This is a genomic window from Brenneria roseae subsp. roseae, from assembly GCF_003115845.1.
In the GTDB taxonomy this organism is placed as follows: Bacteria; Pseudomonadota; Gammaproteobacteria; order Enterobacterales; family Enterobacteriaceae; genus Brenneria; species Brenneria roseae.
The window spans coordinates 173712-185979 of record NZ_KZ819027.1 but is presented as its reverse complement, the minus strand read 5'-3'; the positions used below and the strand labels follow the sequence as shown (position 1 = coordinate 185979).

Annotated in this window: 10 protein-coding genes; 2 read left to right on the top strand and 8 right to left on the bottom strand. The window is 52.1% G+C overall.

Annotated features, from left to right (window positions below; genetic code table 11):
- Positions 1-12: 12 nt before the first annotated feature.
- The 4 genes from metC to DDT52_RS10030 form a co-directional block, all read right to left on the bottom strand.
- Positions 13-1206 carry a cystathionine beta-lyase gene (gene metC / locus DDT52_RS10045; protein WP_136156217.1) on the bottom strand — a complete coding sequence of 398 codons (1194 nt, stop codon included), beginning with the start codon at positions 1204-1206 and terminating at the stop codon, positions 13-15.
- Positions 1207-1523: 317 nt separating this feature from the next.
- The gene (locus tag DDT52_RS10040) at positions 1524-2816 is read right to left on the bottom strand and encodes a TRAP transporter large permease (protein WP_136156216.1); all 1293 of its coding nucleotides are present in this window, start codon (positions 2814-2816) and stop codon (positions 1524-1526) included.
- Positions 2817-2831: 15 nt separating this feature from the next.
- Positions 2832-3338 carry a TRAP transporter small permease gene (locus DDT52_RS10035; RefSeq protein ID WP_136156215.1) on the bottom strand — a complete coding sequence of 169 codons (507 nt, stop codon included), beginning with the start codon at positions 3336-3338 and terminating at the stop codon, positions 2832-2834.
- 194 nt (positions 3339-3532) lie between these two features.
- The gene (locus DDT52_RS10030; protein WP_136156214.1) at positions 3533-4510 is read right to left on the bottom strand and encodes a TRAP transporter substrate-binding protein; all 978 of its coding nucleotides are present in this window, start codon (positions 4508-4510) and stop codon (positions 3533-3535) included.
- A gap of 1105 nt (positions 4511-5615) precedes the next feature.
- Between DDT52_RS10030 and exbB the strand changes: the two genes are divergently transcribed.
- Entirely contained in the window at positions 5616-6362 is a 747-nt protein-coding gene (gene exbB / locus DDT52_RS10025) for a tol-pal system-associated acyl-CoA thioesterase (RefSeq protein ID WP_136156320.1), read from the top strand.
- 3 nt (positions 6363-6365) lie between these two features.
- Positions 6366-6788: a TonB system transport protein ExbD gene (gene exbD, locus DDT52_RS10020; protein WP_136156213.1), complete on the top strand. Its 423-nt coding sequence runs from the start codon at positions 6366-6368 to the stop codon at positions 6786-6788.
- 34 nt (positions 6789-6822) lie between these two features.
- Here the strand turns inward: exbD and DDT52_RS10015 are convergent, their stop codons facing one another.
- The 4 genes from DDT52_RS10015 to DDT52_RS10000 form a co-directional block, all read right to left on the bottom strand.
- A complete protein-coding gene (locus DDT52_RS10015; RefSeq protein WP_136156212.1) occupies positions 6823-7842 on the bottom strand; it encodes a substrate-binding domain-containing protein in 1020 nt (339 codons plus the stop codon).
- 31 nt (positions 7843-7873) lie between these two features.
- A complete protein-coding gene (locus DDT52_RS10010) occupies positions 7874-9283 on the bottom strand; it encodes a glycoside hydrolase family 32 protein (protein WP_136156211.1) in 1410 nt (469 codons plus the stop codon).
- Positions 9283-10653: a sucrose-specific PTS transporter subunit IIBC gene (locus tag DDT52_RS10005; RefSeq protein ID WP_136156210.1), complete on the bottom strand. Its 1371-nt coding sequence runs from the start codon at positions 10651-10653 to the stop codon at positions 9283-9285. The genes DDT52_RS10010 and DDT52_RS10005 overlap by 1 nt, the downstream gene beginning before the upstream one ends.
- Before the next feature lie 81 nt (positions 10654-10734).
- Positions 10735-12267: a carbohydrate porin gene (locus DDT52_RS10000; protein ID WP_136156209.1), complete on the bottom strand. Its 1533-nt coding sequence runs from the start codon at positions 12265-12267 to the stop codon at positions 10735-10737.
- Between the last annotated feature and the right edge of the window lies 1 nt (position 12268).

Below are 12268 nucleotides of genomic sequence, written 5' to 3'. Positions count from 1 at the left end.
CTCTTATGGCCGTCACACTTCCTGAATTCTGTTAAAGCCCGCAGCCAGGTCTTCAATCAGATCGTCGCAATCTTCAAGTCCGATATGTAACCGAATCAAGGTGCCGGTAAAATCAACGCCGGCAACCGGACGGATGGAGGCCAAATCATCAGGCTGATTGGCCAGGATCAGCGATTCAAATCCTCCCCATGAATAAGCCATGCTGAAGTGCTCGAAGTGATCCAGGTAGTTTGCCAACTGTGTTTTGCTCAACCGTTCTTTCAGGACGAATGAGAACAGGCCGTTACACCCTGAGAAATCGCGGACATAGAATTCGTGGCCTTTACATTCCGGGAGTGCCGGGTGGTTGACGACTGCCACTTCGGGGCGTTCTGACAACCATTCGGCGATGCGGATACTGCTTTCCTGATGCTGTTTCAAACGAACGCCCAGCGTACGCAGGCCGCGGCCGGCAACGTAGGCGGTGTCGGCATCAACCATTTGCCCCATCAGGTAGGAGTGTTCGCGCAACTGCTCCAGACAGCGAGCGTTGGAAACGGCGGTGCCCAACATGGCATCGGAATGGCCCACAATGTACTTGGTGCCGGACTGCACTGAGATATCAATACCAAATTCCAGCGCCTTGAACAGGATACCCGCCGCCCAGGTATTATCCATAATGATGACGATTTCCGGGTTGATACGACGCACTGCCTGCACAATCGCCGGGACATCATGAACTTCCATGGTGATGGAACCCGGTGATTCCAGAAACACCACCTTGGTGTTTTCCTGAATGAGCTCGCTGATACCGGCTCCGATCAAGGGATCGAAATAGGTTGTGCCGATATTCATTTTACTGAGAACGGTATTGCAGAAGCTTTGGGTCGGCTCGTAGGCGGAACCGGTTACCAGTACGTGATCGCCTGTCGAAACGAAGGAAAGGATGGCATTGGCGATCGCCGCCGCACCGCAGGGATAAAGTACGCAGCCGGCGCCGCCTTCCAGCTCGGTCATGGCCTCCTGAAAGGAAAAATGGGTCAGCGTACCGCGGCGGCCATAAAAAAGCGCGCCTTTTGCCCGGTTGATGGTGGCGTGTTTTTTATCCTGAACGGTATCAAATACCAGGGAGGAAGCGCGTTGGATAATCGGGTTTACGGAACCTTGCGTGAATTTTTTACTGCGTCCTGCGGCGACCAGTACCGTTGCCGTTTTTTTGCTTGTCATAACCAATATCACCTTTTCTCTGTTCAGGTCTCGCCGGGTTATTCAAAACGCCTGTATGACCGTGTGTTAGCGGGAGTCTCTCTGCAATAGGAGGCTTTCTACGTTATCACGCCTTGAGCGGCGCGTGGGCGCGTTTTCTATATGAAGGGAAAAAATGGTAAGAGTGACTGTTATTACGCCGTGAGAAGGGGCTTCCTGCTGTGCGAAGATGAACATCTTTCAAGTATCCATGGGGTGAAGGCAAAAACGAGCGATGAAAAAAGCCCGCGGTAAACAGCGGGCTTGGGGCTTGATGCGTTGAGTCGGAATGGCGTTTATCAGCCAGTATGTACGCCGAACAGTTTGGGAAGCCAGAGAGAAATCGCCGGGACATAGGTCACCAGCATCAGTACGAAGAACAGCCCGCAATAAAACGGCAGCATGGCTTTTATCACCTGTTCGATTTTCTGTTTACTGACCGCGCTGGCCACAAACAGGACGGAGCCGACGGGCGGCGTGATCAGCCCGATCCCCAGGTTGACCAGCATGATCATGCCGAAGTGTACCGGATCAATGCCCAGAGAAATGGCGACAGGCAGCAGCACGGGGGTCAGGATTAAAATCAGCGGCGCCATATCCATCAGCGTACCGATCAGCAGCAGCATGATGTTAATCCACATCAGGATGACGTACTTGTTATCGGAGATGGAGGTGAAAAAATCCGTAATGCGGCTTGGCAACTGCATATAGGTCATGATCGCCCCAAACGCGGCGGCAAAACCAATCAGGATCATCACAATCGTCACCGTTTTCACGGTGCGATACATCAGCTTAGGCAGTTCAGACCATTTGTAATCCTTGTAGATAAACATGGTGACGAAGAACGACCACAGACAGGCGATGGCTGCGGACTCTGTTGCGGTAAAAATACCGGAAAGGATCCCACCCATAATGATGACAACGGTCATCAATCCCCAGAGCGTATCAACGAAGATTTTCAGCGCCTGGCGAAAGGGAACCCGCTCGCCTTTGGGATAGCCGCGTTTGTGGGCAAATCCCACGCACATGATCATCATGGTCAGGCTGAGCAGCAGACCTGGTACGATCCCGGCAATAAACAGCGAGGCGATGGAAACCGTACCACCGGTTGCCAGTGAGTAAATTACCGAGTTATGGCTTGGCGGCGTCAGGATCGCCTGAACGGAACCGCTGGCGGTGACGGCTGCGGCAAAATCGCGTGGGTAGCCCTTTTTCTCCATTTCAGGAATCATCACCGAACCGATCGAGGCGGTATCCGCGACAGAGGAGCCCGATATGGCGCCGAAAAAGGTGGAGGCGACAATGTTAACCAGCGACAGACCGCCACGAATGAAACCGACAAAGATATAGGCGAAGTTGACCAGACGGCGGGCGATACCGCCTTCAGCCATAATCGCACCGGCCAGAATGAAGAAGGGGATCGCCAGCAGTGAAAACTTGTTCACGCCGTTGGTAATCTGGATCATGACCGCTTCAAGTGGCAAATCGATCCAAAACGCGCCAACGATGGCGCTGAGCCCGACGGCGTAAGCGACGGGGACGCCGACCGCTAACAATATGGCCATTGCGGCAACTAAAATAAATGCATCCATGGTATTGGCTCCGAATTAAGAACTGCCAAGCATCACCACAGGGCGTTTATCCTGCGGGCCAAAACATATTCTTTCGATGATGAAGAGCAAGGTAATCAGCGATCCGATTGGCAGTGGTAAATAGCTTTCACCTGCCGTCAATAAAGGAAACTCTGCAACGGGCTGATCCCATAGCTCCATACACAGCGTGGTGCTGTAGTAAAGAATGAACAGGCTGATTACCAGCATCAGAATATTGGCCAGATGTGAACAGATTTTCTTCCCTGCATCAGGAAGGCGATCGGTAAGCATGCTAACGGCAATATGTGAACAGGAACGATAGCTGACTGCTGCGCCGATAAAAGTAAAGGTCACCATGCAGATAATCGATATCGGTTCCGGCCAGGATAATGCGGCATTCAATGCATAGCGTGCGAATATGCCAATGGGAATGATAAGCGTCATGATTAATAACGCCAGACCTGAAATCCACATGGCAATAAAATAGAGAATATCCATGGTTGAAATATAAGTGCGTGCCATATTTTCACCTGTATACCATCAATGATGACGGGTAAATAAGCTCTGCTGTTTTACCCGTATATACCCGATATCGTTCAAGTTCAGCAGTGATGTCCGTCCTCATCCACCCCGGCTGTTTAATGTTTTAAACGGCCGGGGTGTCATTCTGGTTACTGTCTTTAGCTTTATGACGTCTATTGGGTATAGCGAATTTATTATTGTACGTCGGCGACGGCTTTAATCAGATCTTGATATTTGGCACCAAATTGATCGCGCACGGATTGAGTCGCTTTGAAATAGTAGTCATTATCTATTTCATGGAACTGAACGCCACCGGCTTTCATTTTATCCAGAGATTGTTGAGTGTATTCATTCCAGAGTACCCGCTGTTCCTGCTGGGCTTCTTTGGCGAATTTCAAAATAAGATCCTGATCTTCTTTAGAAAGTTTATCCCATTTTGTTTTTGAGTAGAGGAATACTTCCGGAATAATAAAGTGTCTGCTCCAGGTAAAGTTTTTGGCAACCGGCATATAGTTATGTGCAATATAGGTTGGCGGATTATTCTCCGTGCCATCAATAACGCCGGTTTGCATACCGCTGAAAACTTCGCTGGTGCCCATTGCAATAGCGTTGGCGCCCATTGCTTTTAACGTCGCGAGTGCAACCTGACTGGTCTGTACGCGAATCTTCATGCCTTTAAGATCTTCCGGTTTGGCGACGGGCTGTTTGGTGATCAGATTACGGGTGCCGGCATCCATCCAACCCAGAAACACCAACTTGGATCTGCTGTTATTGGTAATTTTATCGCCAATTTCCTGTCCGATTTGTCCATCAAGCACTTTGTGCATATGGTCTTCATCGCGGAAGACATAGGGGAGGGTAAAGACTTCGATTTCAGGCAATATTGCGGCAACCGGCGTCATGGAAACACGAATAATATCAATAGCACCTAATTGCGCCTGCTCAATCATTTGTTTTTCATCACCAAGAACACCGCCGGGAAAAGTTTTGATTTCCAGTCGGCCATTGGTGGCGGCTTTCAGTTTCTCCCCCATCTTTTGTACTGCAACGACATTTGGATAACCTTCAGGGTGAACATCAGAGGCTTTAATTTGTTGCGCTTGAATGGCTTGAGTCATAAATATTGCCGCGGAACTCAGGCAAAGGCTTATCAATGTTTTCGACAGCTTCATTGAGTTATCTCCAGAGGTGATGGGTAAGGTAGAGTAAATTTATTCAAATGGTCTATTTAATAAGAATTAAGCCCATTAACGGGCAGGGGTCAGTTGTGAGAGCGGGGGCGGTGTTCCTTATCTGTTTTATTGTCCTGGTGAAGTTCCCTTGAATTCTCAAGAGTAAAGCTAACCTATTATACAACTTTGGAGAATGACCCATATCACAAAAGCCATATGTGATATGAAATGCTGTTTTATATGAGATATTTTTCAAATCAGAAGAGATGATGTTATGTAACTTAATGTTTTTGTTTATTTTAATATTAAATGGCATTTCAATTTCTGTCGGGCAACTTCCGGGGCTAAGGCGGAAAATGGTGTGATAACTTAATGTCGATCACATAACGGAAAACATTAATTCTTATCGTATCGCCATGCTATCGCTTGCGGAGTGTTGTCATCTACAGCGTGTTGATTCGCCGGTCGGGAAGGTGTGAAAGTCATAGTCATGCATGCTCAACTTGCAATAAGCGAGACACAGAATAAAAAGTATCGGCCGTTATTCCTTTATGTAAGTGGGTAAATCATTTTTATACCATATTGGCATTTTCTGCCTGTCACGACGCCATCCGCACAAAGTGCCGCGACAAAAAACGCCTGGCAGAGTGTAAATAATAATGAGAACGACTATCAATTAACTCAGGGTCTGATATTATTTCAGGCTGATTTCTTGCGTCATGATACCCGTCATCTTTCGAGTCGCAGGTGTGTTGGTGCCAAGGTACAAGTATTGAATTAACGGTGGAGGCACAGCGTGAATACGGCTGTCAGTAACATTACTCAACAGGTGTCATCAGCCTGGCAAAAAAAACGTGGCGCGTTCAGCGCATTTTCCCGTAGCGTACTGATTATTCTGCTGTTTAGCGCAGGGCTAAGCGGACATGTGTTTGCGGCTCCCGCAACAGCGCCGATTTCTGGCGATAATTCAGGCGCGGCCGTCGCTCAGCCCACTCCTCCTCCTGAGGCTGAGGCGCCGACACTGGATACCGCAACGCCGGCTCCTGCGACACCGGATAGCGCGACGCCGGATGTATTGGCTCCAGCTTCTCCGCTTTCTCTTCCTATGAGCGTGGATCCGGACACGAACAATCTTATGAGAACGGATTTATCGGTCTGGGGAATGTATCAACACGCTGATATCGTCGTTAAGTCGGTCATGATCGGCCTGCTGCTGGCTTCCGTCGTCACCTGGGCGATTTTTTTCAGCAAAACCGTCGAGCTAATGGGCGCCCGTCGTCGCCTGCGCCGTGAATATCAGGCTCTGGAACAGGCCAGAACACTGGATGACGCGTCAGAAACGGCGGAAGCTTTCAACGCCGGCAGTGTCGCACAAGTGCTGCTGGGTGATGCGCAGAATGAGCTGGATCTGTCAGCGCGTTCTGACGACAACAACGGTATTAAAGAGCGTACCGCGTTCCGTCTGGAACGTCGCGTTGCGGCGACCGGGCGCCATATGGGGCGTGGAAACGGCTATCTGGCGACGGTTGGCGCCGTGGCGCCGTTTGTCGGGTTGTTTGGCACCGTATGGGGCATCATGAATAGCTTCATTGGTATCGCGCAGACGCAGACCACCAATCTGGCCGTTGTGGCGCCGGGTATTGCGGAAGCCTTGCTGGCGACCGCCATTGGTTTGGTGGCGGCGATCCCTGCCGTTGTGATTTATAACGTATTTGCCCGTTGGATTGCAGGTTATAAAGCGCTGGTGGGGGATGTTGCCGCGCAGGTGCTGTTGCTGTTGAGCCGCGATCTGGATGTTGCAGCCAGCAACGACAACCGGGCGTCATCGGCGCATAAACTGCGGGTGGGATAAGTCATGGCCATGCATATGAACGACGATGTGAGTGACAATGGCGAGATGCATGATATCAACGTCACGCCGTTCATTGACGTCATGCTGGTTTTGCTGATCATCTTTATGGTGGCGGCCCCGCTGGCAACGGTGGATATTCGTGTAGATTTGCCCGCATCTTCTGCCGCGCCTCAGCCGCGTCCGGAAAAACCGGTTTATCTGACGGTGAAAGCGGACAAGCAGATTTATGTGGGTGACGATGCGATTAATGAGCAGTCACTGGCTCAGGTTCTTGACGCCGAAACCGGCGCCAATAAAGAAACCACCATCTTCTTTCAGGCAGACAAAAGCGTGGATTATGAAACCATGATGAGTGTCATGGATGCGCTACGTAAGGCCGGTTATCTCAAAGTCGGGTTAGTTGGCGCGGAGTCCGCCGCCAAATAGCTCCAGAAGATGATATTCACGGCGGCATCCTGATTTACTGACGTGAATCAGGATGCCGCCAGTGTATACGGGTCGGTATATAGCGTTTGTCCTCGTCCAGCGGCTGCTGGTCAATTAAGCGCGTAATCATTTCAAAGCTGTTTCTCGCCAGCGTTTCACAATCCTGCGCGATGGTGTCAATCTTCAGCGGTAAACAGTCAAACAGATAGTGATCGTCAAAGCTGCACAGGCGGATATCGCTTTCCATCAGGTTGTGTTGATTCAGATAACGCAGTACCCCTTCCAGCAAGCCGCAGGCGGCAACAAACAGCGCTTTGGGCGGGCGACCCAGCGTTGCGCACAGCTGCGCGAACATTTCATAGCCGGAGCTGGGATGGTAGCTGCCGTGAATAATCCATTCCGGCCGGCATTCCAGGCCCGCACGCTGCAATCCTAACTGAAACCCTGCCAGACGGTCGCGGGTCGGGGAAATGCGGGATTGACCGCCAATGAAATAGAACTCTTCCCGATGCTGACGAGCGATGCGTTCCACCAGCTCCGCCGTTGATTCCACGGCTTCGGAAATCACCAGCGGTAATGTGGAGTCGCCAATTACCCGGTCGAATTGCACCACCGGCAATTGTTGATTGATTTTCTGGTATTCGCTATCGCTGAGCATGCTGGAAGCAACGATCAAACCATCAACCTGACGCTGTATCAGGCTGTTGACGGCCATCATTTCCTGACTGGCATTTTCATCCGTACAGGCGATCAACAACTGTAATCCCGCTTCACGGCACAACATCTCCAGCTCGCGCGAGATAACCGCGAAGCCGTAGTTGGTCATTTCCGGCACAACCAGCCCCAGCGTATTACTGCGGGAAGATCGCAGGGAGCGGGCATGAATACTGGGTTGATAGCGCTGCTCGTGGGCAACGGCCAGAATGCGATCGCGGGTTTCATCAGAAACGCGAAACTCTTTGCTGCGGCCATTCAGTACCAGACTGGCGGTGGATTTTGATACACCGGCCAGTGTGGCGATGTCACTGATTGTTACGCGTTTAGTTTGTTTCACCACGGAGTCTGCTGTCAGAAAAAAGGTGCGGTCATTCTATCACGCATGACGCCAACAGCCAGTGTTGCAGCGTCAGTCTTCCCGGTCCGCTGAAGGAAAGCGTCGCATCGCGATCCGGGAAATAGCGGGCAGAAATCACCGCGGCTCCTTCATTGATAAAAATTTCGATGCTGGAACGATCGCACAGGATCTGCAACTGATTCAGCTCCCCGCGCCAGTAGCGGTGTTCGGGCTCTCCTGTCCGCAGGTTACGGCGGCTTAAGGTCAGCCGTTCGCCATCCCAGCAAAGCACCAGCAGAGCAGCGAAATTCAGCTGGAACTCTCCCTGTACCGTCATCAAAATCTCTGCGCTGTGGATGGGAAGGGAAGGCGCATAATCGGCAGTGCCGCGCCAGGCGTAATGCTGGGTACGCAACTGTTGCAGTTCTCGCGCCGGCTGTTGATACAGCGCGTCGCCACGGAGCGTCAGCTCGCGTGGACAGGTCATGGTATGGATCCAGCCATGCGCTATCGTTGGCTCAAAAAATTCGTTTTCGTCGGGAATCGCCATCCAGGCAAACATCAAGCGTCGGCCATCTTCGCTTGCGGTAGTTTGCGGAGCATAAAATTCAAAGCCAAGATCCAGTTCGTGAAAACCCTGGTGTTGGTAATGGCCGTGCTGATAATCCAGTGCGCCAACGAAGTAGCCTGACTGAAAGGTATTCAGGTAACGTTCTTCTTCTGGCGGAAGCCCTTGCGGACAGCAAATGAGGATTTCCCGTCCGTCGAGAGAGAATAAATCCGGGCATTCCCACATGTAGCCAAAATCGCCGAGCCCGCCGAGCCGGGAACCCGCGATCTCGGCTATTTGTTCCCAGCCGAGCAGATCGTTGGAGCGATACAGCAGCACTTTCCCTTGTAACGCCTTATCCTGCGCGCCTAACACCATGTACCAACTATCGTCGTGCTGCCAGACTTTCGGGTCGCGAACGTGGCCGGTATAGCCTTCGGGCAGCGTGAGTACCGGCCCCAGCTTGTCGTATTCGCCGTTGTTGTTTTCCCGGGCGATACACTGGAAAGCGGTACGCGAACCGTCTTCATACTTGACGTTGCCGGTATAAATCAGCGTGATCGCATCGTTATCCACTACGGCAGAGCCGGAATAGCAACCGTGAGTTTCGTAGCTTTCACTGGGAACCAGCGCGACAGGCTCGTGTTTCCAATGCACCAAATCAACGGAACTCCAGTGCCCCCAGAATTTGGCGCCGTGGGCACAGGATAAAGGATTCCACTGATAAAACAGATGGTAACGCCCGTTGTGATGAATAAATCCATTTGGATCGTTAAGTAGCCCCACGTTCGGTGACAGGTGCCAGGCCGGACGGTAAGGATCATCATGAGTCTGGTTATGACCCGACATCAGGGCATGCGCCATGCGCTTTAATAAGTGGACTTCCTTCATTATTCGCTATCCGTTTTATATTTCAGCAGCAGTGAGATGATAAATGCCGCGCCAAAGGCGATCAGCATACCAATCAGATAGCTGAGAATAGAACCCGCCTGCACAATAGCCAGACCGGGAAAGCCCGTCAGCCCAACGGCCGTCATGTTGACATGATTGAAGACCACCCAGGCGCCGCCCAGTGCGCCGCCGGCCAGGGCCGCCAGAAACGGTTTGACGAATCGCAGGTTGATACCAAATATCGCCGCCTCGGTGATGCCAAGCAGGGCGGAAAATGCCGAGGGAATGGCAATCGCCTTGATCTTCACATCCTTGGTTTTGAAATAGACGGCCAGACACGCGCCGCCTTGCGCCACGTTCGCCATGGCCCAAATCGGCAGCAGGAAATTCACGCCGATACTCGGGTTCCCCAGCAAACCGGCTTCAATCGCATGGAAACTGTGGTGAACGCCGGTGATGACGATGGCGGAATAGAGTCCGCCAAACAGCAATCCGGCCAGCCATCCGGCGTGGGCGATCAGCGTGCTCAGAACGAAGGAAATACCATCGCCCAGCATACGGCCAGCCGGACCGATAATCAGTAAGGCAATAAAGCCGGAAATGACCACGGTCAGGAATGGGGTAACAATGATATCTAACGCATCCGGTACGACTTTGCGCAGCCGTTTTTCCACCAGGCTCATGAACCAGACGGCCAACAGCACCGGGAATACGGTTCCCTGATAGCCCACCATGGCGATATCCAGACCGAACAGGCTCATGGTCTGGAACCCGCTGGCTACGCCCCAGGCGTTAGTCAGCGCTGGATGGGTGAGGATCCCGCCCAGCGTGGCGCCGAGATAGGGGTTTCCGCCAAATTCCCGTGCGGCGGTAAAGCCGATAAGGATGGGCAGGATGATAAAGGCGGCGGAGCTGAACATGTCCAGCATGATGAAAATCGCACTGTCGGCATCGGCCCAGCCATAGGTTTTGATCAAGCCGAGCAGACCCATCAGCAGACCGGATGCCACGATAGCCGGAATGATGGGGACAAAGATGTTTGACAGCAGACGGGCCAGACGTTGCAGCGGGTTTAGTTTTTGTGCGGCTAATGAGGCTGCCTCAGACTTGCTGGATTCGCTGATACCGGCAACTTTGATGAATTCGGCATAAACTTTATTTACCAGTCCGGTGCCGAAAATGATCTGAATCTGTCCCGCGTTGTGGAAACAGCCTTTGACTCCTTCGACATTTTCAATCGCTTTTTTGTCGGCGAGACTATCATCGGTCAGTACCAGACGCAGACGGGTGGCGCAGTGGGCGGCACTGGCGATATTTTCTTTCCCGCCCAATAACGGAATGAGTGCTGTCGCTATGGCGTTAATGTCCATTTTATTCCTCTTTTATCATTTGGATACGAGGTATCCTCAGCGCCGGCCATCGGTTGCGACGACCGGCGGTTGTGCTATCTGCTAGAACCAGGTTTCCATCTGGACGCCAAAGTTCCATTCGCCGCCGGCTTTAAATCCGGTGGAGCCAAAGGTGTCCTCACTGGAATAATTATCCAGTCGTTTATCCCAGTCCATATAGGTTGCAAACAGACGTAATTCCGGGCGACTGAAGAAATTGCCGATATCACCCACTTTGAAGGTCGGCGCGAACGTTAGCTTATAGAAACCGCCGCTGACTTTATTGAGGCTCTGGTAGCCACGTGGATCGAGATCCATGTATTGATAACTGCCTTCATAGGCCAGTGCAAAGTTTTCGGTGATTTCCTGAATCAGACGCGCATTAAACGTCACCCATTCGTAGCTGTCGCCGCTGACGTAACGATCTTTACTGGTCTGGGCCAGAATAGATGGCGCGAAGCTCCAGTTTTTGCTGATCGGCGTCGTGCCGTAGGTGGCCAGACGCCAGGTGTTGGCATCATTGGTCAGGTTGCCATCCGAACCGACGTTTTTCACTTCGCCGCCCAGTCCGTGGCCGTAAAGCACGGCCACTTTGGATGTACCTTCACGCAGGCCAAAGAAGCTGTCCCCGTGATAAGCAGCCATTGCGTGATACCCTTTGTCGCCTGCATTAACATTGGTCACGTCTGCGCTTGTGTTAGGGCGGGCTTCATTATCTTTCGCTTTCATCCCGCTAAGCATGAACTGGAATGGACCGACGTAGTTGTTGGCGGTGAAAACATAGTTTTTAATGTCGTCGTTTAGAGCGTGATCCGATCCGTCCAACGAACCAAAACTACGGCCATAGAGGGAAAAGTTGCTTTTGAAGCTGTCCGTCCATTTCACGTCGTAGATCCCGCCGCCGGTCCCGGCCAGGAAGATCACGTCGCTATCCAGCCAGTGGATATCGAAATTGTCACGGTCGAAGCGTTTACCCGCCCACAGCGTGGTGTCTTTCAGCGCCCCGGTGAAGGAGGGTAGTGAACCGAGTTCGACAAACGCTTCACGCACGTTGAGATCGCTGGTGCCTGCCGTCCAGTCGTTATAACTGCGCTGGCCGTCCGCCATCATCACCTTGAACCGGGTCGTCGCGCCGTTGTCCAGTTTCTGTTTGTGCTCCAGTTTGATTTCGACATAGGTATCGTCTTCGTTGCCCAGTCGACCAACATGCCCACCCGTTTGACCTGCGGGTGACATTCCCGGCCCAATGTCGGTTTTGGAACTTGTTGCCGAATCATTGATGGATAAGCCTGAGCGAGCATAGCCGTGGAATTCGAAACCATCGGCAAATGATTTCTGGCTGGCCAGCTCAGTGGTGCGTTGTTCAACCTGCTGGGTTTTCTGTTCGGTTTGCTCTGTTCGGGTCGCGAGCTGCTGCGTTTTCTGCTCTGCCGCATCCGCACGGGCCTCGGCCGCGGATGCCCTGGCTTCGGCCTGTTGCAGCCGTTGTTCAAGAGCATTCAGGCGCGCCTCAACGCTGTCTGAACTGGCTGCGGAAACGTACAAAGGGGACGAGAGTAATAACCCTATCGTTACGGCAAGATGATTTAGTTTCATG